This window comes from Pseudoalteromonas sp. SCSIO 43095, assembly GCF_023650455.1.
GTDB classification, from domain to species: Bacteria; Pseudomonadota; Gammaproteobacteria; order Enterobacterales; family Alteromonadaceae; genus Pseudoalteromonas; species Pseudoalteromonas tetraodonis.
Genome location: NZ_CP087995.1, coordinates 2,012,381 through 2,038,937, shown reverse-complemented (window position 1 = coordinate 2,038,937; position 26,557 = coordinate 2,012,381). Strand labels below are relative to the sequence as shown.

20 protein-coding genes and 3 pseudogenes are annotated in these 26,557 nt (G+C 41.7%); 15 read left to right on the top strand and 8 right to left on the bottom strand.

The genetic code is table 11. The features are described from left to right. Window positions 1–42 precede the first annotated feature (42 nt). A complete protein-coding gene (locus tag LOC50_RS09640) occupies window positions 43–2,349 on the bottom strand; it encodes a TonB-dependent receptor plug domain-containing protein (RefSeq protein WP_250653137.1) in 2,307 nt (768 codons plus the stop codon). A gap of 286 nt (window positions 2,350–2,635) precedes the next feature. Between LOC50_RS09640 and LOC50_RS09635 the strand changes: the two genes are divergently transcribed. Continuing rightward, a complete protein-coding gene (locus LOC50_RS09635) occupies window positions 2,636–3,544 on the top strand; it encodes a GGDEF domain-containing protein (RefSeq protein WP_250653136.1) in 909 nt (302 codons plus the stop codon). After that, on the top strand, window positions 3,528–4,526 hold the full coding sequence (locus LOC50_RS09630) for an AraC family transcriptional regulator (protein ID WP_250653135.1): 999 nt from the start codon (window positions 3,528–3,530) through the stop codon (window positions 4,524–4,526). Before LOC50_RS09635 ends, LOC50_RS09630 begins: the two co-directional genes overlap by 17 nt. Here the strand turns inward: LOC50_RS09630 and LOC50_RS09625 are convergent, their stop codons facing one another. From LOC50_RS09625 to ettA, 3 genes are all read right to left on the bottom strand, one after another. Then, window positions 4,527–5,435 (bottom strand): histone deacetylase family protein, encoded by a 909-nt coding sequence (locus tag LOC50_RS09625; RefSeq protein WP_250653134.1) that lies wholly within the window; start codon window positions 5,433–5,435, stop codon window positions 4,527–4,529. A 57-nt stretch (window positions 5,436–5,492) separates the two neighbouring features. Continuing rightward, on the bottom strand, window positions 5,493–5,855 hold the full coding sequence (locus tag LOC50_RS09620; RefSeq protein WP_250653133.1) for a PilZ domain-containing protein: 363 nt from the start codon (window positions 5,853–5,855) through the stop codon (window positions 5,493–5,495). Between the two features lie 137 nt (window positions 5,856–5,992). Continuing rightward, window positions 5,993–7,666, bottom strand: coding sequence for an energy-dependent translational throttle protein EttA (gene ettA / locus LOC50_RS09615; RefSeq protein ID WP_036979634.1), 1,674 nt, complete (start codon window positions 7,664–7,666; stop codon window positions 5,993–5,995). A gap of 223 nt (window positions 7,667–7,889) precedes the next feature. Between ettA and LOC50_RS09610 the strand changes: the two genes are divergently transcribed. The 4 genes from LOC50_RS09610 to LOC50_RS09595 all read left to right on the top strand — a co-directional run bounded on the left by LOC50_RS09610 (window position 7,890) and on the right by LOC50_RS09595 (window position 13,099). Next, a complete protein-coding gene (locus LOC50_RS09610) occupies window positions 7,890–8,837 on the top strand; it encodes a homoserine O-succinyltransferase (protein ID WP_069440322.1) in 948 nt (315 codons plus the stop codon). Then, a complete protein-coding gene (locus LOC50_RS09605) occupies window positions 8,827–9,900 on the top strand; it encodes a homocysteine S-methyltransferase family protein (protein WP_250653132.1) in 1,074 nt (357 codons plus the stop codon). Before LOC50_RS09610 ends, LOC50_RS09605 begins: the two co-directional genes overlap by 11 nt. 9 nt (window positions 9,901–9,909) lie before the next feature. Continuing rightward, complete coding sequence (metH, locus tag LOC50_RS09600; protein ID WP_250653131.1) at window positions 9,910–12,540, top strand: methionine synthase; 2,631 nt, start codon at window positions 9,910–9,912, stop codon at window positions 12,538–12,540. A gap of 145 nt (window positions 12,541–12,685) precedes the next feature. Further along, entirely contained in the window at window positions 12,686–13,099 is a 414-nt protein-coding gene (locus tag LOC50_RS09595) for a transposase domain-containing protein (protein ID WP_250653130.1), read from the top strand. 146 nt (window positions 13,100–13,245) lie between these two features. On the opposite strand, the gene LOC50_RS09590 is transcribed toward LOC50_RS09595, so the two are convergent. Beyond that, a complete protein-coding gene (locus LOC50_RS09590; protein WP_010391132.1) occupies window positions 13,246–13,443 on the bottom strand; it encodes a CsbD family protein in 198 nt (65 codons plus the stop codon). A 320-nt stretch (window positions 13,444–13,763) separates the two neighbouring features. Continuing rightward, window positions 13,764–15,281 carry a DUF3360 family protein gene (locus LOC50_RS09585; protein WP_250653129.1) on the bottom strand — a complete coding sequence of 506 codons (1,518 nt, stop codon included), beginning with the start codon at window positions 15,279–15,281 and terminating at the stop codon, window positions 13,764–13,766. Between the two features lie 488 nt (window positions 15,282–15,769). Between LOC50_RS09585 and LOC50_RS17370 the strand changes: the two genes are divergently transcribed. The 4 genes and pseudogenes from LOC50_RS17370 (at window position 15,770) to LOC50_RS09570 (ending at window position 19,768) form a co-directional block, all read left to right on the top strand. Further along, window positions 15,770–15,904 carry a hypothetical protein gene (locus LOC50_RS17370; RefSeq protein ID WP_284692559.1) on the top strand — a complete coding sequence of 45 codons (135 nt, stop codon included), beginning with the start codon at window positions 15,770–15,772 and terminating at the stop codon, window positions 15,902–15,904. 48 nt (window positions 15,905–15,952) lie between these two features. After that, a complete protein-coding gene (hrpB, locus tag LOC50_RS09580; RefSeq protein ID WP_250653128.1) occupies window positions 15,953–18,379 on the top strand; it encodes an ATP-dependent helicase HrpB in 2,427 nt (808 codons plus the stop codon). Between the two features lie 23 nt (window positions 18,380–18,402). Then, window positions 18,403–18,826: pseudogene (locus LOC50_RS09575) on the top strand (heme NO-binding domain-containing protein). Beyond that, window positions 18,819–19,768, top strand: a pseudogene (locus LOC50_RS09570) (sensor histidine kinase). Before LOC50_RS09575 ends, LOC50_RS09570 begins: the two co-directional pseudogenes overlap by 8 nt. Before the next feature lie 76 nt (window positions 19,769–19,844). Here the strand turns inward: LOC50_RS09570 and LOC50_RS09565 are convergent. Further along, a complete protein-coding gene (locus tag LOC50_RS09565; protein WP_250653126.1) occupies window positions 19,845–20,066 on the bottom strand; it encodes a hypothetical protein in 222 nt (73 codons plus the stop codon). Window positions 20,067–20,257: 191 nt separating this feature from the next. Between LOC50_RS09565 and LOC50_RS09560 the strand changes: the two are divergent. Then, window positions 20,258–20,566: pseudogene (locus LOC50_RS09560) on the top strand (DUF1499 domain-containing protein); the annotation flags it as partial. Between the two features lie 163 nt (window positions 20,567–20,729). Further along, window positions 20,730–21,776 (top strand): NAD(P)-dependent alcohol dehydrogenase, encoded by a 1,047-nt coding sequence (locus tag LOC50_RS09555; RefSeq protein ID WP_250653125.1) that lies wholly within the window; start codon window positions 20,730–20,732, stop codon window positions 21,774–21,776. A gap of 54 nt (window positions 21,777–21,830) precedes the next feature. Here the strand turns inward: LOC50_RS09555 and LOC50_RS09550 are convergent, their stop codons facing one another. After that, window positions 21,831–23,036: an MFS transporter gene (locus LOC50_RS09550; protein ID WP_250653124.1), complete on the bottom strand. Its 1,206-nt coding sequence runs from the start codon at window positions 23,034–23,036 to the stop codon at window positions 21,831–21,833. 340 nt (window positions 23,037–23,376) lie between these two features. On the opposite strand from LOC50_RS09550, the gene LOC50_RS09545 reads away from it, so the two are divergent. The 3 genes from LOC50_RS09545 to LOC50_RS09535 all read left to right on the top strand — a co-directional run bounded on the left by LOC50_RS09545 (window position 23,377) and on the right by LOC50_RS09535 (window position 26,208). After that, window positions 23,377–23,799, top strand: coding sequence for a hypothetical protein (locus LOC50_RS09545; protein ID WP_250653123.1), 423 nt, complete (start codon window positions 23,377–23,379; stop codon window positions 23,797–23,799). Next, window positions 23,796–23,993 carry a helix-turn-helix transcriptional regulator gene (locus LOC50_RS09540; RefSeq protein WP_013464415.1) on the top strand — a complete coding sequence of 66 codons (198 nt, stop codon included), beginning with the start codon at window positions 23,796–23,798 and terminating at the stop codon, window positions 23,991–23,993. The genes LOC50_RS09545 and LOC50_RS09540 overlap by 4 nt, the downstream gene beginning before the upstream one ends. Before the next feature lie 88 nt (window positions 23,994–24,081). Further along, entirely contained in the window at window positions 24,082–26,208 is a 2,127-nt protein-coding gene (locus LOC50_RS09535) for a TonB-dependent receptor (protein WP_250653122.1), read from the top strand. Window positions 26,209–26,557 lie beyond the last annotated feature (349 nt).

Below are 26,557 nucleotides of genomic sequence, written 5' to 3'. Positions count from 1 at the left end.
CGATGGTTTGCCATTACGTGCTTAAAATGACAATACGTGTGATTAAAATGCGTAACGTAGCATTACTTGAATCACAGGACCTGCTTCTTCAGATTCAAGCTCGTACTCATCAAAGTCACGATTATTTTGATCATCAAGCGAGTCAAACTTGTTGAACACTTCATCTTTACTGGCATCAAGTAAGTTTGAACCAACAAGGCGAAGTGTTACGTCTTCCCAGCGTTTTTCAACGAAAAGCTCTAAATCAGCACCGTAAGAGGTTGTCACTTCTTCACCGATAAAGCGTCCGTATGCATCACCTTGATTACGGTACGTTGCACCAAATGATGCACGAAGGGTTGGTAAATCTTGGATAAAGCCTACGTTATAAACATAATCTGATTGGTCGTTAAATTTGCGCTTGCCAAAACTGTCTTCAACTTCACTGTCGAGCCAAGAGTAATTTAAGAAGATTCCAGTATTAGGCATGTTCAAGGCGCTTAGAGGAGTTGATAAATCAAACTCAACACCTTGAACTGTGCCATCACCAGTATTTTGTGGTTGCAGTACAAATGTGCCTTCACCTTCAGAGCCTTCAACACCGGTACTGGCAATTTCAATCAGGTCGCTAACGTTACGGTAAAATACGTTTACACCAACAACACCACTTTTACCTAAACGGTATTCATAACCCAAATCGATACCCCAAGAAGATTCTGGCTTAAGGTTTGGGTTACCTAAAAAGTCATTATCAGCGAGCTCTTCTTCAAGTAGGGCGGGGGTCATGTAGTCAAAGTCAGGGCGACGTAAGCTGCGAGCAACAGAGGCGCTGACTCGTCCGTTATCACTGATGCTGTAACGAAAGTGAGCCGACGGTAAGAAAAAGTCATATTCATTTTTGGCTGTAACGCCTTCATTGGTATCGGTAATACTTGAGTCAGTTGACTCCCAGCGCACACCCATCTCCCATGAGAACACATCAGCTTCGTGTTTGATTAATGCAAATAAGTCAAAGCGGTCTTCTTCAAGCGTATTAACGCCTCCGTCTACTGCTTCAAATTCATTGTTAAATTGCGCTAACGACATTGGCGTCTGGCTAAATTGATCCCAGCCAGTAGGTGTTTGCTCACTTTCATCTTCAGCTTTAAAAATTGCTGTATCACGCTCTTTTCCTTGAACAAAAGCACCAAACTGAACTTCTTTTGAGTCACCTAGCAGTAAGCTATGTTGCCATTGTAATGACCATTCTTTATCGTCAATATCAACGGTTTCTTCTGCTTCCTCAAAAACCATTGGGAGCTCAGATGTATCAAGCTCAACTTCTTGCTCGTAAACTGACTCTTCAAAGCTGGCATAGCCTACTTTAAATTTGCTGGTACCGCCTAATAACGGTAATTCATAACCTGAGTTAATGTTGTAGTTTGTTTGATCAATATAAGCGACGTTTGCGTTATCTGAGAGCAAGTTGCCCCCTTCAACAAGCGATCCTGAGGTTGCAGATGCCTCATCATACTCAAAAGAACGCTCGTCTTCGATGCGGTCGGTATCAACCCACATAGCACTAATATCAAACTTGCCGCCGTTATCAAATACCTTTTCAAAGCTGGCATTTAATGAGGTGTCATCGCCATCTCGGGTATCAGATTGATCTTCACGGTTATCAAAATCGTCTGTTGCGTAATTAGGGTTATTTTCAGGGCTACCGCCATAACGTCTGCTTGATTTTTGTTTTGGGTTATAACGACCTTGTAAATTGGCACCTACGAGTAAACGCCCACCTGCAAACTCAGTACCGTAAACGCCCGCAAAGCTTTCTTTTAGTTCGCCATCATCATAACGTAAACCACCAGCGCGAATGTAACCGCCGTCTAAGCTGTAGCCATCACGAAGTACAATGTTAAGGGTTCCCGCAATTGCATCGGCAGAGCGGTTGGCACTTGATGAACGAATTATTTCTACACGCTCGATTAATTCTGCTGGAATACGGTCAACAAAAAATGAGCGATCAGCGCCAGCGCCCGGTACTTCCTCACCATTAATAAGTACTTTTGTGTAAGCAGGGCTTAAGCCGCGCATACGTGCGCCGTCAGATTCCAGTACGTCAGATAAAAAAGTCACACTAGGAACACGCTTTAGTGCATCACCGGCGGTGAGTGGTTCAAAACGTTGAAAGTATTCTTGTGAGTATTCAAGCGTGGGCGCTAGTTCTTGCGAGCGGTTGCGATAACCAATCTCGCCGTATACCACAAGCTCTTCAGAAACCTTTACTTCAGGTTCCCTTGGTGATGTTTGTTCTTGTGCATACACGCTAACACTAAATTGGCTCAGTGCTAATGCCGCTACAACAGCATTTAACTTAAATTGTTTCATTGATTTGCTCCGGTTGTCCTTGGTTTGGTGAGCAAACTAAAAAAAGTTAATGACGCTAATGTGACAGTTACATCGTTAACTAGTGAAAATAACCTTATTTGCAGATTGTTAAATGCTTATTTGAGCTTTTAAAACAGCGCTGCAAGCCGCTATAAATGGCACCTTATAGTTTGTTTATTTGCAAATTTTAATCTCAATGTCACATCAATGAGCCAAAATGACCCTGCCTTATAAAGTGCAGCTAAGCTAGCATTAGCATTAATGAAAACTGAAGAAGACTTAAACAATGCGATATAACCCATTTACCAGCCATGTAAAATTAACCAATATCATCATTTCATTATTGGTTATTGCTGTAGCAATATGCGCTTACTTTGGCGAACTTAAGCAATGGCAAGAAATTGCATGGCTCGATATTGTCGGTGAAGGCGGCATTGTGTTGATGACTTTAAGCTGGATAATCGCTTTACTTATCTCACGCCCGCCAGGCAAAGTAACCACCTTATTAGTGCTGGGTTTAGGTTTGTTTATGTTCTCAGCCACACTCGATTTACTCGATGAGTGGTTAAAGCAACCTTCACAATTATGGCTCACCTGGTTTGAGTCACTACCAGCGCCGTTTGGTATGTCGCTTACCAGCGCAGGGCTTTATTATTGGCATCAAGAACAGTTTGTTTTAAATCGACAATTGCGTCGTCGTGAAGCGCATCTTCGCGAACATGAAAAGGTCTGTCCGGTAACAGGGTTATACCGAGTTAACTACTTACATTCACTCATGCAGCAACAACAAACAGAGCAGCAAGGCGGCACTTTAGGTGTTATTGATATTCGTGATTTTGCAAAGTTTAATGCGCAGTTTGGTTTTAGTGAAGGCGATAGGTTACTGCGAGAAATTAGTGATTTATTAGTAATGAATTGCCGTTTGAATGATGTGCTTTGTCGCTATGCCGGAGATTGCTTTATTGTGCTTATGCCGAATACTAGCCAAAGCCAAGCCAAAGAATTACTAGCGCAAATGAAAGCGGCGCTTAACCATTGTGCGTTTAAAGTCGCAAAAAGCAAAGGCGCACAGTTTCAGCATATTTTAACCGCCACCATGGCAATGGATTTAGCGCAAGATCCAGTGCAGCAAACCAGTCTGTTACATCAACAATTACAACAAGAAAAGGCGCTTGTAGGTGCAGCAGTATATTAGTCTAGATGATAAATACCTCAGCGCGGAGGGAATGATCACTGCGCTGGTGGAGCTTGCTCAAGGACGAGGGATCCCGCTGCATAAATTGCTGCGTGGTACGGGTATTTTTGAGCAAGATTTATATGATCTATCACAGCGCTTTAGTTTATCGCAATTATTGGCTTTAATTAGCCATTTTAAAGCCTTAATGAAGAGTAATGATAGTGGCTTTTTACTGGGTCATCAATTGGTTAATGACGTTAGCTCAGCAGTGCAAAGTGTGCGTTTAAGCCCCAGTTTAGGTATGGCTTTAAAGCAATTACAACAAATTAGTACCGTTATTGCCCCTTTATTATTTACCCGTAAGCATATATTTAAAGACGATTTATATCTGTACTTGCAACCGAGTATCGGTATGGACGAGTCATTAAAAAATTATTGTTTTGAAATATACAGCGCTGCGCTAATGAGCTTACTAAAACGAGTCTGTAATGTGTATCCACATTGTTATTTTGACTTTACCTGTAAACGCCCTCGGCATATCCAAGAATATGAGCAGCACTTAGGTTTACGAATACGGTTTGAACAACCCTATACCCGTTGGCACTTTAATAAACAACTACTTAAGTGCCCAAACCCAGAGGCTAGTCAGCTTAGATGGCAGCAGTGCATAGCGCAAAGTGAGTTACATAAGAATGTATCACAGTCTTTTGTTGAGGCTGTGTGCCAGCGCATTTACCGTGATAAAAACAACAGCCTTGCTAACAGTGCTGAGCATTTTGCCATGAGCTCTGCTACGTTTAAACGTAAGTTAAAACAACACGGTGTCAGTTACTCTCAATTACAAGATGAGCAAAATAAACTTAAAGCTCTGCATTTACTGGGGGTGTGCCAGCAAGGTAATGAACGAGTGGCTGATCGGCTTGCATTTTATGATATTCCTAACTTTCGCCGAGCATTTAAGCGTTGGACCGGCATTACGCCAAGTCAGTTAAAAATATAATTAAAAACTAGCCGCTTGCTCTATAACAATGCCATGGCGCTTTGCTAGGCGCTGATGATCTCTGTCATAGCCTCCACCAATCACAGTGGCAACAGGAGTATTATTTGCAAGGCAGCGTTTAAGCACTAAGTGATCGCGCTTTTCTATCCCTTGCCAACTAATATCCAGTTTGCCTAAGCCATCCTCTTGCCAAATATCAACGCCAGCATCGTATAAAACAAGATCCGGGTTGAGCTCGTTTAATAAAAATTGCAGCGTATCGTCAACAATACCTAAATATTCAGCGTCTTGCATATTATTGGTTAAACCAATATCTAAATCGCTAGGGGACTTTCTAAACGGGAAGTTTTTTTCACAGTGTATTGAACAGGTAAACGCATAAGGTTGATGAGCCAGCATAGCTGCGGTGCCATCGCCTTGGTGAACATCTAAATCAAAAATCAGTACGTTGGTCACTTCACGATTTTGAATTAACGTTTGTGCGGTAAAAGCTAAATCGTTCACCATACAAAAACCCGATCCAAAATCACTGTGGGCATGGTGAGTGCCGCCCGCTAAATGGCACGCAAGCCCATTTTTAAGCGCTAAACGCGCGGTTTGCAGTGTTCCTAGCGGGGCGGTAAATGTGCGGTTCATTAGTGCTTGTGACCAAGGCAGGCCAATACGGCGCATGGCTTTTTCGTCTAGGCGGTTATGCCATAAATCGTGAATGTAATTTTCACAATGTACTATTTCTAGCTCTTCTACACTACCATGTGGTGGCTCTATGATATTACTGCCAGCAAGTCCAAGGGTTTTAACATGCTGGTGTAGCTGAGCAAATTTACTCATTACAAAGCGATGCTTGGGATCAAAACTAAACGAGTAGTTAGGATGATAAACTAAAGGTAGATTGGGGTTTAAACTCATATCTGCGTCGTTTAATTATTTTTGATTATGGTAATCAACTTCACGCAGTGCGTCTATTTATGTTTGGTGAATAAGCGTTTCAAGCTCGCGGTGTAATAATGTTTCATCAGCAAGGTTTAGCTCAACTAAACGCTTTAAATGCGTGATACTGTCTATATCAATACTATGGCATTTAAGACCAATATGGTTTTCTTCTATGTGACGAATAACCACCGGCATTTTTATTTCAATATCGCTTTGTGGCAAAGTAAAACGTAGTACTGCTTCGTCATTTTTGTTCCCAGTAAATGTATCGCTTTTAGTAATAAGCGCACCATGTAAAGAGATATCTAATAGAGTGCATTTATACTGGCTGCTAGCCATAACTAATTGCGCTGCAGTAGAGAACATAATACGAGAAAATTGCCGACGGTTTTGCATAATAATCTTATAAAGCTGTTATTTATAATAAGCATAGCTGGTAATGCCCAACACGCCAATTTGCTTAAAGATAAAAATAGCTCGCATAAAAAAGCCCCGCATTAAATGCAGGGCTTTTAACTTATTCACTGTGGCTGTTAGCCAATTTTTTTATACTTTATGCGCTTAGGCTGTGCAGCTTCTGCGCCAAGGGTCTTTTTAAGCCACTCTTCGTACTCAGTGTAGTTACCATCAAAGAAGTTAATTTGTCCTTCGTCGCGGTAATCTAAAATGTGCGTTGCAATACGGTCAAGGAACCAACGGTCATGCGATATACACATTACACAGCCTGGGAACTCTAAAATAGCGTTCTCAAGGGCGCGAAGTGTTTCAACATCAAGGTCATTGGTTGGTTCATCCAGTAGTACTACGTTACCACCGGCTTTTAAAAGCTTAGCAAGGTGTAAACGGTTACGCTCACCACCAGATAAGTCTTTAACAAATTTTTGCTGATCGTTACCTTTAAAGTTAAAACGGCTAACGTAAGCACGGCTTGGGAACTCAAAGTTACCAATTTTTAGCACGTCTTGGCCGTCAGAAATCTCTTCAAATACAGTTTTGCTTTCGTCCATGTTGCCACGGAACTGATCAACGGTTGCAAGCTCTACAGTTTCACCTACGCTAATGCTGCCGCTATCTGGTTGTTCTTCGCCACTTAGCATTTTAAATAGGGTTGATTTACCCGCGCCATTGGCACCAATAATACCCACAATAGCGCCTTTAGGCATGCTAAAGCTTAAATCATCAATTAAAACACGGTCGCCAAAGCTTTTACGTAAGTTGTTTACTTCTAATACTTGGTCACCTAAACGTGGGCCAGGTGGAATAAACAATTCGTTGGTTTCGTTACGTTTTTGGTAATCAGACTGCTGTAGCTCGCTAAACTGTGCCATACGCGCTTTTGACTTAGCTTGACGACCTTTAGGGTTTGAACGCACCCATTCAAGTTCTTGTGCAATTGATTTTTGACGTGCTTTTTCAGATTTTTGCTCTTGTTGTAAGCGGGCATCTTTTTGCTCAAGCCAAGAAGAGTAGTTACCTTCCCACGGAATACCTTCACCACGGTCAAGCTCTAAAATCCAGCCAGCCACATTATCAAGGAAGTAACGGTCATGCGTTACCGCCACAACAGTGCCTTCGTAGTCATGTAAGAAGCGCTCAAGCCAAGCAACCGACTCAGCATCTAAGTGGTTAGTTGGCTCATCGAGAATAAGCATATCTGGTTTTTCGAGTAATAAACGACAAATAGCAACACGGCGGCGCTCACCACCTGATAAGTGCTCAATTTTAGCATCCCACTCAGGTAAACGAAGTGCATCGGCAGCGCGCTCTAAAACGTTATCGATGTTGTGACCATCGTGCGCTTGAATAATCGCTTCAAGCTCACCTTGCTCTTTTGCAAGGGCGTCAAAGTCAGCGTCTTCCATTGCGTACTCGTTGTACACTTCGTCAAGGCGGTTAAGGGCATGCTTTACTTCGCCAACAGCTTCTTCAACTATTTCGCGTACTGTTTTGCTTTCATCCAGTACTGGCTCTTGCGGTAAGTAACCAATTTTAGTACCAGGTTGAGGGCGAGCTTCACCTTCAAAGTCTTGGTCAACACCGGCCATAATGCGAAGTAATGTAGATTTACCAGCACCATTTAAACCTAGTACACCAATTTTAGCACCAGGGAAAAAGTGCAACGAAATATCTTTTAAAATTGTGCGCTTAGGTGGCACAACTTTAGATACTCGATTCATCGAGAATATAAACTTATCAGGTAAAACCATGGAGGAAAGCCTTCAAATAATAATAAAAATTTCAATGCTGTATTGTAGTTGTTGAGGGGTTAAACAGTCAACGAATGGGGCTGTTTTAAAGTACATATTCAATTTGTACAAACTGGGTGAATAAATTCATTTAGACATCTATACATCTAGAGGTTGATATTTTTAGCATTCTGTTCATAATAAGAGCGTATAAATTCTCGGTTTTTATGAGTAGGAGTAAAATATGCCAATCACAGTGAAAGACGAGCTACCGGCTATTGCCCGTTTGCGTGAAGAAAACGTGTTTGTAATGCCAAAAAGCCGTGCAAAAACGCAAGAAATTCGTCCTATGCGTTTGGCTATTTTAAATTTAATGCCTAATAAAGTAGAAACCGAAGTACAGTTTATTCGTTTGCTTGCTAATTCTCCTTTGCAAGTAAATGTAGAGCTATTGCGCTTAGATACGCACCGCAGCAGTAGCAACTCAGAAGAGCACTTAGATACCTTTTACCGTTATTTCTCTGAGGTAAAAGATAATAACTACGATGCGTTAATTGTTACCGGTGCGCCTTTGGCACATTTAGAGTATGAAGAAGTGGCGTATTGGGAAGAATTCAAAGTGATTATTGATTGGGCAGAGCAACACGTTACCTCCACACTTTACTCATGCTGGGCGGCGCATGCGGCGTTGTATCATCGTTACAATTTAAAACGTGATTTAAAAAAAGATAAACTCTGTGGCGTGTTTACCCACCAGTGTTATTTTGATCACGGAGCACTTACTCGTGGCTTCGACGACACCTTTTTAGTGCCGCACTCACGTTATGGCCACATTGATATAAATAAAATTAATGCCTGCGACGATATAGTGGTATTGGCAGGCTCTGAAAAAGTAGGCGCTTACTTAATGAAAAATAAGTCGGGCAGCCAAGTGTTTATAACCGGCCACCCAGAATACGATGCCGACACATTAAAAGCAGAGTACGAACGCGATTTACAAAAAAGCCCAGACGCGCCAAAACCCGAAAACTATTTTCCAGATAACGATGCAAGTAAAAAGCCGTCTAAAACGTGGCAAAGCCACGCCTTTTTACTGTTTTCAAACTGGTTAAATTACTACGTGTACCAAACTACCCCTTATGATATTAATTTAGTTAGCCAAGATGTGAGGACTAACAACTATGCCGAATAACGTGCCAAACAAAAATAAGCAAAGCGAATTAAGCGCTGCGCTAAAACAGCGTATTTTAATTTTAGATGGTGCAATGGGAACCATGATCCAAGCGCATAAGCTTGAAGAAGAAGACTACCGCGGTGAGCGCTTTAAAGACTGGCACGTGCTAATAAAAGGCAATAACGATTTATTAAGCCTTACCAAGCCCGAGTTAATTGCTGATATACACCGCAGCTTTTTAGCCGCCGGTGCGGATATTATTGAAACCAACACGTTTAACTCGACCACCATTTCGATGGAAGATTACGACATGGCAAGCATAAGCCGTGAGGTAAACCTAGAGTCGGCTAAATTAGCACGCGCAATATGTGACGAGTTCACTGCTAAAAACCCAGAAAAGCCACGCTATGTAGCCGGTGTGTTAGGGCCAACCTCTAAAACCTGTTCTATCTCGCCAGATGTAAACGACCCAGGCTATCGTAATATTACCTTTGATAAGCTGGTTACTGCGTATGTTGAGTCTACTCTTGCATTAATGGAAGGCGGCGCTGATTTAATACTTATTGAAACCATTTTCGACACCCTCAATGCAAAAGCAGCCTCATTCGCAGTAGAAGAAGCGTTTGAGCAAGCAGGGCGCACATTACCTGTAATGATCTCGGGCACCATTACCGATGCCTCAGGGCGAACGCTTTCGGGGCAAACAACTGAGGCATTTTATAACTCTATTCGCCATATAAAACCTATTTCGATTGGCCTTAACTGCGCCCTTGGCCCCGATTTACTTCGCCAATACGTAGAAGAGCTTTCGCGCGTATGCGAAACATTTACCTCAGTACACCCTAATGCGGGTTTACCCAATGAGTTTGGTGAGTATGACCTAGAAGCAGAGGACATGGCGAAAGAGATTATAGATTGGGGTAAATCGGGCTTTATAAATATTGTTGGTGGTTGCTGTGGCACTACGCCTGCGCATATTCGCGCGTTTGCCAAAGGGCTTGAAGGGGTTAAACCTCGCCCATTACCAGAGCTTGATGTACGCATGCGTTTGTCAGGCCTTGAAGCCTGTAACTTAAATTAGGAGCCGCCAATGACCCAACAAATTGCAGTATTTACCAATGTTGGTGAGCGTACCAACGTAACCGGCTCTGCCATGTTTAAACGCTTAATCATGGAAGAAGACTACGAGACTGCCCTTAATGTTGCTCGCGAACAAGTAGAAAATGGCGCCCAAGTTATTGATATAAACATGGACGAAGCCATGTTGGACTCAAAGGCGGCCATGGTTAAGTTTTTAAACTTAATTGCCTCAGAGCCCGATATATCTAAAGTGCCTATAATGGTCGACTCCTCTAAATGGGATGTAATAGAGGCAGGACTTAAATGTATTCAAGGCAAGGGCATTGTTAACTCCATTTCACTTAAAGAGGGCGAAGAGCCATTTAAGCGCCAAGCTAAAATTATTAAACGCTTTGGTGCCGCCGCTGTTGTAATGGCATTTGATACCGACGGCCAAGCCGATACTGCCGATCGTAAGTTTGAAATTTGTGAGCGCAGCTACCGTATTTTGGTCGACGAAATTGGCTTTCCGCCAGAAGATATTATATTCGACCCTAATATATTTGCCGTAGCCACCGGTATAGAAGAGCACGACAACTACGCTGTGGAATTTATTGAAGGCACCCGCCGTATTAAGCAAAACTTACCGCACTGTAAAGTGTCGGGCGGGGTGTCAAATGTATCGTTTTCGTTTAGAGGCAATAACCCCGTACGCGAAGCGATTCACTCGGTATTTTTATACCACGCGATAAAAGCGGGGATGGATATGGGGATTGTAAACGCAGGGCAACTTGCGGTTTACGACGACATCCCCGAAGAACTTCGTAAAGCCGTAGAAGATGTAATTCTTAACACCGATTCAGGTGCAGGTGAGCGCCTTGTAGAACTTGCGCCTAAATATTCAGGCATGGCACAAGCCGAACGCGTAGAAGATTTAGAATGGCGCACATGGCCTGTTGAAAAACGTCTAGAACACGCGCTTGTTAAAGGCATAACCACCTTTATAGATGAAGACACCGAAGAGTGCCGTGCTGGCGCCGATAAACCTATTCACGTGATTGAAGGGCCATTGATGGATGGCATGAACGTGGTAGGGGATTTATTTGGTGCCGGTAAAATGTTTTTACCCCAAGTTGTTAAATCAGCCCGTGTAATGAAGCGCGCAGTGGCCTACCTAGACCCATTTATTGAAGCCGAAAAAGAAGAAGGCGCCACTAATGGTAAAGTGGTTATGGCCACCGTAAAAGGTGACGTGCACGACATAGGTAAAAATATTGTAGGCGTGGTACTGCAATGTAATAACTACGAAGTAATCGACCTTGGCGTAATGGTACCTGCCGAAAAAATACTGCAAACAGCTATCGACGAAAAAGCCGATATTATAGGCCTTTCTGGCTTAATTACCCCATCGCTTGACGAAATGGTACACGTAGCCAAAGAAATGACCCGCCGAGGTTTTGAATTACCCCTTATGATTGGCGGCGCAACCACCTCAAAAGCGCATACCGCAGTAAAAATAGAGCCGCAGTACGACAAAGGCGTGGTGTATGTAAATAACGCCAGCCGCGCTGTGGGTGTGGTATCGAGCTTGTTATCTAAAGAGCTAAAACCAGCCTTTTTAGAAAAAACCAAAGCCGAATACGACAAAGTACGCGAACAACAAGCGCGCAAAAAGCCGCGCTCAAAACCGGTTACCATACAGCGCGCTCGCGATAATGCTGCAAAGCTTGATTGGGATAACTACACGCCACCTGTGCCTAACAAGCTGGGTGTGACCGAATTTAAAAATGTATCAATTTCGACTTTACGTAAATACATAGACTGGACCCCGTACTTTATGACGTGGTCAATCGCCGGTAAATATCCGCGCATAATGACCGATGAAGTAGTGGGCGAACAAGCACGTAGCTTATTTAAAGACGCTAACGATATGCTCGACGACCTTGAAAAGTCAGGTGCTTTGCAACCTTTAGGTGTCATTGGTTTATTCCCTGCAAACCGCGTGGGGGATGATATAGAAATTTACACCGACGAAACTCGCAAAGAGTTGTTAGCCACCTCGTGCCATTTACGCCAGCAAACCGAAAAAACCGACTTTGCTAATTACTGTTTAGCCGACTACATTGCGCCAAAAGGCATACCTGATTACTTTGGTGCGTTTGCGGTAACGGGCGGCCTAGAAGAGGACGACCTAGCCAATGCGTTCGATGCCAAGCAAGACGACTACAATAAAATAATGGTAAAAGCGGTTGCCGACAGGCTCGCCGAAGCCTTTGCAGAATACCTACACGAGCAAGTGCGTAAAGAGTATTGGGGATATGCACCAGATGAAAACCTGCCTAACGATGAACTCATTCGCGAAAACTACCAAGGTATTCGCCCGGCACCGGGTTACCCAGCGTGCCCAGAGCACACCGAGAAAAAGAAAATTTGGCAACTACTCGATACCGAAAAGCGCATTGGTATGCAGCTCACCAGCTCCTACGCCATGTGGCCAGGTGCTGCTGTTTCGGGCTGGTATTTCTCACACCCAGAGGCAAAATACTACGCCGTAGCCGCGGTGCAAAAGGATCAGGTAGAAGATTACGCCAAGCGAACTAATATGACACTCGCAGAGGCTGAAAGATGGCTATCGCCTAACTTGGGGTATGAGCCGGAATAAAAAAGCAGCTGTCAGTTATCAGTAAATACAAAAAAACGAGCCCAAAGTGGCGTAATGCAGATCAGTTAAGAATATTTTTATGATCACTTGACTGATCTTTCCATGGCTTCAAAATCCGATATTAGAAATAATATCGGATTTTTTTATGTCTCTCATTCAGCACTTCGATAACATGTCTTCATTTTTAAATGATGTACATACACTAGATAAACTTAAACAGGTTCTTGACCCTGATATTCTTGAACAAGCATTTAAACATGCAGGTGTTGCTACTGTGCGTAAAAGGCGATTACCGCTAGAAGCTATTATGTGGTCTGTAATTGGAATGAGTTTATTCCGAAACGAAACCGTTTGGGATATCGCTAATAGACTCGACATCTCTTTACCCGGAAAAAACAAATTAGTAGCGCCAAGTGCGCTAGTTCAAGGCCGGCAAAGGTTAGGCTATGAGTCAGTTCAACATACATTTCAATTACTTGCACACAAAACCTTTTCCACCCAGTCTTTTGAACAATGGTGCGGACTTAATTTACTCGCTGTAGATGGCGTTAGTTTTTGAACTCATGATAATCAAGATAACAAAAGGTGATAAGAAAGAAGCCGAATAAGTACCCTATATAAGAAAATGCCAGTCAGTTCTTAACTGACTGGCATTAGCCAATTGGCGGTTTTTATTAGCAAGTAAAGCTGTTAACACGCTTTATATTAATGACCTTTCTCAAAGTCATTTACTTCGCGCTCGGCTTCCTCTTTCGATTTACCGTATTTTTGCTGAATTTTACCAACAAGCTCGGTACGGCTACCTTCAATTTTATCTAAATCATCGTTGGTAAGATCGCCCCATTTTTGTTGCGCTTTACCTTTAAGTTCTTTCCAGTTTCCTTCGATACGATCGCTATTCATAATTAGCTCCTTATTAAGAGTGATGATTTTTCATTTTAAAAGCGTTACTAATAAAATGATTTTTAACGTTCACTTATAAAATTGCAAAGGCTATACCAGAAAGTAAAACGTTTAATTTTATTTATATATCAACTGTTTATGGTTTTTTGATGCGTAAGGTTTTTTAGCTGGTGGGGAGCTTTATAAAAATTCTGCAGGGTGGCTTGTAATTATTGCAGGGACTGTGACTTTAAGGGGGATTATTGCAAGTACACTGTGCTGGTTTTTATAAGTATAAAAAAGCGAGCTATTAAAGCTCGCTTTACTATTTAATAAAGGAATTAATGTCTAAAGCTTGGCATTAGCGCAGGAATGCCTGGCAGCATACCTACCAGTGCCATTACACTGGTTAATAACACAAACATAATAAGTGGAATGACCCAGCGGCTCATTCGTGATAAATCAGCACTTCTTTCTTTACAGCCAATAAGGCCTAAGTTATCAAGTAGCATAGTTAATGACCAACCAAATGCAGGGTTTACTAGGCTTGAGGCAAACACCACAATGGCAGCTGATTGCGTGGTTTTACCTTCACGGGTCATTTCCATACCCGCTTCAAGTAGTGGAATAAACACCCCTACAATTAAGGCAACACACAATACTGGCTGCCAAATAGCTAAGTCCATTGGATAGCCCCAAACACCCGCGATAATACAAAATAACGCAGTTAAAATTGCGCCTGCAGGAATAGGGCGTTTTGCAATAGCAGCAGGAACAATGTAAGTGCCCCAAGATGACGCAAAGTTAGCACCGCCTAATAGCGAGCCAAAGGTTTGTCTTGTTGATGCACTAAGCATGGTATCGTCAATATTCATTTGTACTTTTTCAGTACGCTCTGGGTAACTAATTTTTTGAAATACTTGATGGCCTAAAAAGTCAGGCGACCACATAGCAACCGCTAAAACTGCAAAAGGAAGTACAACTACAAAGCTTTCAGCGGTTGGTAAACCAAGCATCCAACCAGTGTTTTCCCCCCACCAATACATAGGGTTCATGTTTGGTAAGCCCGGTGCGGTATGAAACTCAAACGGTGCGCCCAATGCAAAAGCAGTAAAACCACCAATTAAACAGCTCAGTGGCACGGCTAACCAGCGTTTTTTGTAATGCTCCAACAAAGCATAAAGTAAAATTGTGGCTAAGATTACGATAAAGGCAATATGGGTCATTTGAATTTCTTCAGCCCATGCAAAGAGCTTTTTAACTTGTGAGATGGTACCCACAAAGCCTAAATAGAGGAGTAGGCCACCACACACCCCTTTACTGGTGAGCTTGGCCATGAGGCTGCCGCCTTTACTAAATGCTAATATCAATCCAAAGACACCTATGAGTAAACCAAAGGCCATAGGGTGTCCGCCTGCGGCAACTACAATAGGAATTAATGGAATGAGTGGGCCATGAGTACCCGCTAAGTTAGCAGTCGGTAAAATAAAGCCCGAAAATAGTAAAATAAATAGCGAAACAATTAAAAGTTCGTAGCGTACGTTTTCAAGTACAAAGCCATCACTTAAACCCAAAGGGCCTGCAAACGTAGCAGCAATGGCTGCAACCATGACTATTTTACCTATAGTAGCGGCCATCGCTGGAATGGTGTCTTCAAATTCAAAGCGATAATCTCTAAATGGTAAATTTGGACGCCAGCGTTTTGGCTGCATAATTTGCAGCTCGTGCTCTAGGTAAGCGTCGCGGCTTTCAAACTCAGAGCTGGGCTTATGAAGATTTTCATAGCTATCGGACACGGTTTGAGTATCCGCTCTTGGTATAGCATCAGATGAATTATCATCTAGCGGCTTGGTGGTCATGACTTCTCCTGCAACTTAGTTGCTAACTCAAAATAAAAATACAGCTTTTACAAAGCAAATGAACATTGAGTGCGCAGGATAAAACAGCTTGCTACAGATTGTAATTAGGCAAAAGGTCGTGCATAGCCCAGTTTAACGCTTTGTAAGTGTTAACAAAAATAGCAAAGGGATGTGTTGTAAATGGCTTGTTAAATCTAAAGGTTATTTAAATTCAATGTCTTATGTTTTTGTTTTTACAGTGTGCTCTTGCCATGCAGAATAGCAAAAAGGTCATAAAATCAGCAGATTCAGCAGCAATCATTCTTTAGTCTAATAAAGGTGGCGTTAGCCACTATTTGCTTATTATAAATACAATTAGCCGCAAAGTTGCACAAAAGCTAACAATACTAAGCTTTAACGGAACGACTATTTTTGGACTCAAGATAGGGTTTTGAAAGGTAATAATAGGAGTAAAGTAAAAATATAGCGCAAAGTGACTAAATAAGAAAATGAGCTCGGCGATAAGCTTACAAAATTTATCAGGGATGAAACGCATTTTATTTGGTTTGTTAGCGCAGCAACAAGAGGCTAAAATGTTAGACGAAATTATCAGCCAAGCGCATAGTCGTACTCTGCATAAATAACTGCTAATTTTTGCTACAATGGCGGCAAAGTAATTTAGGGTAAATAGCGTGCTGCCGGTTCAAGAAATATATACTTCACTCATTGATGCTTTAAAAGCCAACCCAATCACCTTACTGCAAGCGCCGCCTGGTGCTGGTAAATCAACGTGGTTGCCATTACAGCTTATGCGCGATGGGCATTATAAACACATAGTGATGTTGGAGCCTCGACGCTTAGCTGCACGTAATATTGCCAATTACCTAGCCCAATGCCAAAACGAAACGCTGGGGCAAAGTGTCGGTTTACGGGTCCGAGGTGAGAGTAAAGTAAGTGCGAACACGCGCCTTGAAATAGTCACCGAAGGTATGCTGACACGCATGTTACAAAATGACCCTGAGCTCAGTGATGTTGATTTACTGATTTTTGATGAGTTTCATGAGCGTTCCATCGCTGCAGATACCGCGCTGGCTTTTGCTTTAGAATCGCAAGCGGCACTGCGTGAAGATTTAACTATTATGCTGATGTCGGCCACCCTTGATAGCGATCGTTATACCGCATTTTTTAATTGCCCAGTAATTGAGTCAAGCGGGCGAAGTTACCCCATTGACGAAATATATTGCCCAATAAAAGATGAAAGCCGCTGGCTTGATGCCATCCCCGCTATTATAAAACAAGCACTCAATGAGCAAACCGGCAGTGCGCTGGTATTTTTACCCGGTCAACGAGAAATACTGCGCGTGCAACAAGCATTAAGCGACTTACCTAGTAACTGCCTAGTCGCCACTTTATTTGGTGAGCAAGATAAAGCCAATCAACAAGCTGCAATAGCACCTGCGCCTCAAGGGATGCGAAAAGTAGTACTGACCACCAATGTTGCCGAAACCAGCTTAACCATTGAAGGTATTCGAATTGTGATTGATAGCGGCAAGCGCCGTGCAGCCAGCTTTAATTTAAAAACCGGTGTAACTGAGCTGACGACTCAAAGTATATCTCGTTCATCGGCAGTACAACGCGCAGGGCGTGCAGGACGAATAGAACCAGGGGTTGTGTATCGTTTAGGTTCAAAACAAACTTTTGAGCGACGAAACAGCCACGATAACCCTGATATTTTGACCTCAGATATTAGCCAACTGATGCTTGAGGCAAAGCAATGGGGCGCAAGCATTAGTGAACTCACCTTACTTGACCCGCCGAGTGAGCAACAATGCAACCAAGCTACCAATTTATTATCTATGCTTGAAGCGATAGATAGCCACGGTAAGCTCACCGCACTGGGGAGTAAAATGTTGGGCTTTGGTGCCGATATTCGCCTAGCGCACATGTTATTAAAAGCGCAAATGCTAGAACCACAGTTAAGCGGAATTTATCGTTTAGCTATTTATTTAGTCGCCTTACTAGAAAGCCGAGTTAGCACTGCCAATGAGCTCAACCTAGCACTGCATAGTCAACAGCAGCGTCCGCATCCTGTGTTTAAGCAACAATTAAATTATTGGTTAAAACGCTTAAAATTTACCGACAGCAAAACAGACTTAAACACCGATCATTTAAGCTTATTAGTGTCGCTTGGCTATCCAGATCGCATCGCTAAAAAACGCGGCAATGGATACTTATTAGCAAATGGCGCAGGGGCCGAGCTAAACCCTGACTACTGGCATATTGACGAATATATAGCTATTGCCAGTATGGGCGGACACAAAGGCGAGCGTATTTTTTCTGCCACGGCGCTAAATCCATTAGCGCTTAAAGAGCATTTACCGCATTTATTCACTGAGTTGACCCGCTGCGAGTTTGATGAAAAAGCTGCTCGGTTTATTCATCAAGATGAAGTAAAACTTGGAGAAATCACCCTTAGCAGCCAACCAAGTAAACATAAGCTTGATAAAACAGAGCGTGCCAAGGCATGGCTTAGTGTGTTTGCCAAACAGGGCTTTTCACTGTTTAACGAGCAAAAAGAAAGTGAGCAGTTACTTATTAGAATGTGCCTAGCCAGCAAATTGATGCCAGAACAATTTCCTGTTATTAATCAGCAGCAGCTCATTGAAACAGCAGGTGATTGGTTAGGGGTATACCTTGAAGATATTAAAACCCTTGAGCAACTTAAAAAGTTTAATTATTTTGAGGCACTACAAAACTGTTTTAATTGGCAACAGCAAAGCGAGCTAAAATCTTTACTCCCACTGCGACTAATAGTACCAAGTGGCTCTAACATAAAAATTGAATACCAACTTGATGGCCCCGCCAAGCTTAGTGTGCGCATGCAAGAAGTATATGGTTTAACCAGTACACCTATGCTAGCTAATGGTAAATTAGCATTGCTAATAGAGTTGTTATCGCCAGGCAAGCGTTCACTACAGTTAACCCAAGACTTAGCACATTTTTGGAATAGTAGTTACCGCGAGGTACAAAAAGAGATGAAAGGGCGCTACCCCAAACATTTTTGGCCAGACGATCCTGCCAATAGCGTTGCCACTAATAGAGTAAAAAGCAGAATGTGATCACGCTTTGTTAATTTTACTTAGTGTTAAATGTTGACCATGCAAATGATGTAGCAATTGCACTTTCTATGTTTATGCCAGAGGTATTGAAGGCCTTTGGAGAGTATTTATTTTCTCACTTAAAGGCACGTCATCCAAGCATTGTTGCTAACTTTAATTGTTTTGCTGATCTCATTATTGGTATTGATAAAGTAATTCATGTTGAAGTAGTTAAGCTTTTTCATGAGCCTAATTTACCTGAAATTGACGCCCAAATTATTGAAGACGGGTTTGTGCGCCGAAGGGCTTATTTTTGGTGCTGCGGCTCATTATGGGGTTGATGTTAAACTTAATCATGCCCAGTGTATGCATGATGGGTTTGATGCTAAACTTAATCATGCCCAGTGTATGCATGATGGGTTTGATTCGTGTTTAATTGAAATAAAATATGAGACTCCCCATGGCTGAAGACGACTACAATTATAAAAAAGCGCATCTGCGCGAAAAATCAGCCAGAGATCAATTAGAAACCCTACTAGAAGACAAAACACGGGCATTGTTTATTGTTAATTAAGAGCTAAAAGAAAAGCTTGAAACGGTCAACAACCAACAAATAACCTTAATGCAAAGTGAAAAAATGGCCACGCTAGGGACACTCTCAGCTGGGATGCCCACGAAATAAATAACCCGCTAGCTTACATAACCAGTAATGTAGAAAGTATAAAATTTATAAAGCCCGTCCTGGTTTCGTTAATAACGGCGGCTCAACAATTTGTAGATAAATCAATTTCACTATCGCAGTTAGAGTCTATTTTAGTTCAGCTCAATCAAGAGAACGATTTAAGCTTTATTGTGGAGGATATTGATGACTTAGTTGATGATACCCAAGAGGGATTAGAGCGCATAGCTCATATTGTTAGTAACCTTGTCGACTTTGCAAGCCTAAAAGACAATGTAACTGCAATGGCAGATATTACAGAATCACTCAATGGCACACTAAAACTACTCGACAACCAGCTAGGGACGTGTGCTATAGAGTTACACATTGAAAAGTTACCTCTAACACGGTGTAATATTTCATCTATGAAACAAGTGTTTGTAAACTTATTAATTAATGCCAAACACGCCTGTGATAACTTGCACGATCAGCAGGGAAAATAACCATTAAGTTATTCACTAATAAAAATAATATTTACATTGAAGTGGCAGATAACGGCTGTGGAATGGACGCTGATACACATTAAACAAATGTTCGATCCCTTCTTTACCACTAAACCCGTAGGCCAAGGCACAGGTATGGGAATGGCTATAGTTTACAACATACTCAAAGAGCACAACGGCACTATAGAGGCAGAAAGTGAAGTGGGCAAGGGGTCTTTAATACGTTGTGTAATACCTATTGCTACATAACTTTGTAAGCTTAAAGTTTACAATGTAGGCATGGCTACAAAGTGTGTTGTGGCTATTGAGCGTAGGTATAAGTATTTTAACTCGATACTTCTTGTCCGCCGTGTTGCTCGGCTAAATCATCAAGTTCGGCAACGGTATAATCAAATCCGCTTTCGTCGTATTCGTAGCTTACTTTAACGCTGTCGCCGCCATTAAAAAGACGTGTTTTTACGTCATTGACTGGCCAATCTTTTAATTCGTGTAAAAAGCGGTTTGCTACTTGTGATGACCCAAATCGATAACTAATCTCTGTTTTCATAAATAATAATACCCTGATAATTTTACCCCCGTAGTTTGTTGATTTTTACCAAGGAGTCAAGTTATCTACTTTAAAAGGGCAATAAATTATGACTTTATAGATACTTATCGGTCATAGTAATCTAAATTGGAGTGTTAACAGTATAAAGCTGTTTAAAAAACAATAACCATATAACAATAATGGAGTAGGCAATGAAACATTTAGTGACCTTAGTTGGGCTTATCGCTTTTTTTAATGGTGGTACTACCGGGACCCCTTTATAAATTTAATGTGGTTGAGCTAGGTACTGCCTTTTCTGGTTTTAGATTAGGCGTTTATCTAGGTGGGGCAGCATTAGTTTTATTATTAGTTCAAGTGCTATTCATGCGTAAAACAGTGAGCCTAACCAGTGCGTGAACACGGTTTTTTTTGCAGCTGTTGCGATTGCAATGCCGATTAACATGATGAATACAGCAAAAAGTGTTCCGCCAATTCATGATATTTCTACCGACTTAATTAATTAAAACACTGATTGAAGAGTTAAATGCCGTTGTTGTGGAATAATTGAATACTAATAAACAGCCCTTGCGTTTTTCAGGGCTATTTGCAGTTGCACATGATCAGCTTATGTTCATAGCTGACAATGCATACTGTTGATGATTTTTAATAAACTATGGAGTTATTATGAAAACAGTCGGATATGCAGCAAAAAGTCAAGGTTCTTTGCTTACAGAGTTTTCTTTTGAGCGCCGCGATTTACGAAATAACGATGTAGCAATAGAAATTTTATATTGTGGTGTGTGCCATTCAGACTTACATGCAGTGCGTAACGACTGGGGGGGTAGTAATTACCCATTAGTTCCTGGGCACGAAATTGTAGGTAAAGTAATATCAGTCGGTAGCGATGTTAAAAAGTACAAACAAGGCGATACCGTTGCCGTAGGGTGTATGGTTGACTCGTGTCAAAGCTGTGACCAATGTGATAATCACCAAGAGCAATTTTGTCGTGAAGGCATGGTCGGTACTTACAGCGGGACCGATAGAGTTAACGGCGAAATGACTCAAGGTGGTTACTCTAAACACGTTGTAGTGCGCGAAGAGTTTGTATTATCAGTGCCTGAAAACTTAGAATTATCGCGCGTGGCGCCGTTACTTTGCGCCGGTATTACTACTTATTCACCGTTACATAAATGGGGTGTAAAAACAGGTAGCCGTGTTGCAGTGGTAGGCCTTGGTGGATTAGGTCATATGGCGGTTAAAAATGCAGTAGCAATGGGTGCAACCGTTACTGTTATTGGTCGTACTGAGTCTAAAAAAGAAGATGCAATTAAGCTCGGCGCACAGCATTATTTAGTATCAAACAATGATGATGAAATGAAAAATGCGCAGTCAGCGTTTGATATCATTATTGATACTGTGCCTGTAAAGCATGACTTATCAATTTACACACCGCTACTTGATATTGATGGTACCTTGGTTATTGTTGGCCAAGTAGGCCCAGTAGATGAGCTAAACACAGTTCCTCTTTTAATGGGGCGTCGTCGTGTAGCCGGTTCGTTAATTGGCGGCATTGCAGAAACACAGCAAATGCTTGATTTTTGTGGTGAACACAACGTACTGCCAGAGTGTGAAATGATCAACATAGACGAAATTAACACCGCTTATGAGCGTATGGAACGCTCTGATGTGCGATACCGTTTTGTTATTGATATGTCATCTATTAGCGTTTAATATGCTAAAGAGTAAAATTTAAAAAGAGCCGCTTAGCGGCTCTTTTTGTTTTTATTAACAAGGCTGTGCCTGTTTAGTTTTGTTGCCGCTAATTTGTATGTAACTAAGCAGCCACATTAACAGCCCACCTAAAAATAAAGCCGCAGCAACATAGCCTGTTTGATTTGGCGCTGCCCCTTTTGCAATAGCAATGCCGCCAACCCAAGGGCCAATAGCATTTGCAATATTAAACGCACACTGCACTAATGCCCCAATCATGGCGTGGCCGTCAGGTGATACATCCATTAATAGCGTTTGCACTAAGGTTGATAGTCCTAAGCTGCAGCCAATAAAAAATATAACCGCATACAGCAGATAAATATTATAGCTGGCACTGACATATGCAAATGCAAAAACAATGGTAGAGGCAAGCGTAAATCCGGTGGTTTTTATCGCTGATTTATCGGCAGCTTTACCTAGTACGTAATTACCGAGCGTAGAGCCAATACCAAACATCACCATAGCAATTGAAATTGTATAGGGCGCGCTCTGAGTGACCTCTAAGATCGTATCGGCCACATAGGTATAAATACAAAATACGCCACCAAAGCCAATAATAACAATCCCTAATATTGACCAAACCAGTTTGTTTTTTAGCACCCCTAATTCGTTGAGTATATTAGAGGTATGGGTGTTTTTAACATTAGGCACCACGTTATACACAAAAATAAAGGCAATAAACGCCAACACCCCAGCCGCAGCGAGGCAATAACGCCAACTAAGATTTTGCCCAACCAATGTCACCACCGGCACACCAACGATAGTGGCTATGGTTAAGCCCATAAACACTTTTGACATAAAGCTAGCGCGTTTTCCTTGCGGTGCTATATCAGAGGCCAGTAATAACGCGGCACCAAAATAAGCACCATGGGGAAGGCCACTTAAAAACCTAAACAGCACCAGTTGTTCTAACGAGGTCGCTAATGCACTTAAACTGTTTGAAATACACATTAAGCTTAAAAATAATAATAGCGCTCGTCGTTTTCGCATATTTGCCGTTGCCAACATTAAAATGGGTGCGCCAACCACCACCCCAAGAGCATAAGCACTAATAGCATAACCACTTTGTGACGGGGTACTGCCAAAAGCCTCACTAATTAATGGCAACATAGGCATCATAGAAAATTCAGATAACCCCAAAATAAAAGTACCCAACGCCAGCACAATTAAAATAGCGGTTCTATTGGGCTGATCCGACGGCGATGTAGTATCAACGTCCATATAAATCCTTGAAGATAATAAATAAAATTTAATAACAAACTAAACGCCAGTGCGCTTAAAAATAAAGCACACACGCTTATTTAGTTGAATGTGGAAATGAGGAGTAAAGAGGCGTGCATTTTAAATTAAAAGCTCTCTTTCGTCATGGACTAAACCATAATTTAAGATGAATAAAATTTAACTTAAGCCAACCAAAGGATGGTTAAGTAAGTTCAGCAAAGTCTTAACGCAATCAAAAATAAGCAGTGTTAAACTTAAAATGTAATGTTAACTTGACTTTTTGTAATGCATGAATGATATTTGTAAAGTAAACATTACTTTTAAAAACAGGATAAAGGCAATGAAAGCAGAATTAAATTTAAAACAACGCCAAATTAAAAATACCAGTTACCTAGCTAAATGGACCTTAATATGGCTTTTTACTTTAGCTATTTGCAGCTTTGGCCTCACTTTAATCTGGGATCGTTCAGCGCTAATTAGTGGCTTTTTTATTATTATAAATTTGGCTGCTGGCGTAGGGATGATTTTAGCCAACAAGCGCTATTTGCAAGGCATGGATGAATTAATGCAAAAAATACATCTCAGTGCCATGGGGTTTACCTTAGGTGCAGTGTTAGTAGGCGGGCTGGCATACACCAATTTACAATTGAGTGGTTTAATTGATTTTAAAGCGCAAATACCCGACTTAATGTTTTTAATGGGGGCGGTGTATTTAATTAGTGTGTATGTGCTTAATAAACACTATTGCGCAGGTGATGAATGAAAAATAGATTAAAAGTGTTAAGAGCCGAGCATAATTTCACTCAAGCAAAGTTGGCCGAGCTGTTGGATGTATCGCGCCAAACGATTAATGCCATTGAAAAGGGCAAGTTCGATCCCAGCTTGCCACTGGCTTTTAAGGCCGCAAGGTTGTTTAAACTTAAAATAGAAGACATTTTTGATGACGAACAGGGTTAAAAATTAACAAAGTGCGACAATATGTCGCGCTTTTTAACTTGCCGCAGCACGTATAATTTACCCACAAAATTTTTGTGGTAAATCAATAATGACTGATAAAAAAAATCCTTTAACCTCCTATTTATTATCGCCTTTGGCACTTGTTGTAAGTGGCGTATTATCGCCTGTTGCCTTTGCAGATGACGCCTCAATTGAAATTATTGAAGTACACGGTCAAGCACAAAACAAACACCTATCGTTAGGTTCATCTGAATCGTTATTAACTGATTTAGGTGTGGACTTTTCAGCCGCCGGTGGCATGGCTAACTTACCTGTTTTAAATGGTTTAATGGGCGATAGAGTGGCGGTACTGGTCGATGGTGCGCAAATCACAGCCGCCTGTGCCAATCAAATGAACCCGCCACTGTCGTATATTTCAGCCAATCAAATTAGTAGTTACAAAGTGGTTGCGGGTATTTCTCCGGTAAGCGCGGGAGGCGATAATATTGCAGGGGTGATCGCGGTTAATTCTATTTCACCTCAGTACAGTGAAAGCAAGCAACTTGGCTGGCACTCTGGCTACGTATCAGCCCAATACAATACACTAGATAACGGCAAAAAGGTCGGCGCGGGCATGCGCATTGCCAGCGACGTATTCAGTTTTAATTATCAAGGTGCGTTTAGCGATGCTAACAGTTATGAAGATGGTAACGGCGATTTAGTGCTAGATACCCTATACCGCGCGCAAAACCATAGTTTAAGTGCTGCCATGCGCGATGATAAGCAACAATTAGTTGTTAAGCTAAGCCATCAAAAAATACCCTATCAAGGCTTTGCTAACCAATATATGGATATGACAGATAACACCAGCTATGGCGCTGTTGCCCAGTATAAGCGTGCTTTTACAAACAGTGAGCTTGAAGCGCAGTTAAATTGGCATAGCGTAAAGCATGAAATGGGCTTTTTCAGCGCAGAAAAAACCGGAAAAATGCCAATGAAAACCGACGCCGAAGATATAAGCACTCAGTTAAAATGGCAATTAGCGCTTGATAACAACAGCCAGTTATTACTCGCCCAAGAGTACCATTATATGAATATTGATGATTGGTGGCCTGCGGTTGAAGGCTCAATGATGATGGGGCCAAATGACTACAACAATATTAATAACGGCCGGCGTCAGCGTATTGCCCTGCTTGCTGAATATGAAAGCCAATTAGATACTCGCTGGTGGTTAAATGCAGGCGTTCGATTTGAAAATGTAATAACCAATACCGACGATGTACAAGCATACAACGCAGGTATGGCCGCTATGAGTGCGATGGCTATGGCGATGCCAAGCGATGCAATGGCCGCTAAAGAGTTTAATGGTCAGAACAAAAAACAAACAGACAACTTAGTCGATGCAAACGTGCTGATTAACTATCAACTAAGCAATAATGACGAGTTACAAATTGGTTTAGCTCGTAAAAATCGCGCACCTAATTTATACGAACGTTACAGTTGGGGGGTGGGCAATATGGCCACCACCATGATAGGTTGGTACGGCGATGGTAATGGTTATATTGGTAACATTGCTCTTAAACCTGAAACCGCGCACACGCTAAGTACCACTTACACCACTATGGCAAAAGACGATAGCTGGCGTATCAGTGCCAATGCGTGGGTGAGCGATGTAAATGATTATATTGATGCCAACAGAGTAAGAAGCTTTAACCGCACAGCGCTTGCTGCCAATACTCGTAATGTACTTATGTTTAATAATGTAGATGCCACGCTTTATGGCGTAAAGCTAGATGCGGTTGCTACTCTGCACGAGTCTAAGCAGTATGGTAGTTGGTTATTAAAAGCTAACATTACCAATACCCGTGGTAAGCGCGACGATACCAATCAGCCGCTTTATCAAATTAAGCCACTGCAAACCCAATTTGGGATTAACCAGCAAATAGGCCGCTTTGAAAACGCACTCACGTGGCAGTGGGTCGATAGTAAAACCCGGGTAGATAGCAACCGCCTAGAAAACCAAACCGAGCAGTATCATTTACTAAACCTAAGCTCTAAAGCCAGTTGGGATGCATTGACCGTGAGTGTTGATATTACCAACCTGCTTGATGAGAATTATGAATTACCACTGGGCGGCGTAAGTATTGCTGAGTTTAAACAAGATTCAACGCAGGGATTCAATCAATTAGCAGGGCAGGGTCGCTCTATTAATTTAGCTATGAGTTACGCGTTTTAAAGTGAGAGAGTAAGTTAGTATCAGCCGTCAGATCCGATTTTAGGTTAATCGAGTCTGACGGTTTAAGTTGAGAAAGTTACTTTTTTATTAGAGCTTGAGGGACTCTCCATTTTAATAGACTTCAATGTAAATAATGTCCTTTTTCATCTGTAGCGTCATATTTGTTAATGTATTTGCCTATTTTTTCGTAGTCTATATTCGAAAGTTCAAATTTGGGTGCTCTTTCACACTTGGTTTAGCCATTTTAACTCAAATATTTTTTTTGCGTTTTGTTTGTTTAATAATGACACTTAAAACGGAAAGTCAATTTATCCTTTTTGAAGTTAAGGAGGTGAAAAAGATAAATGTA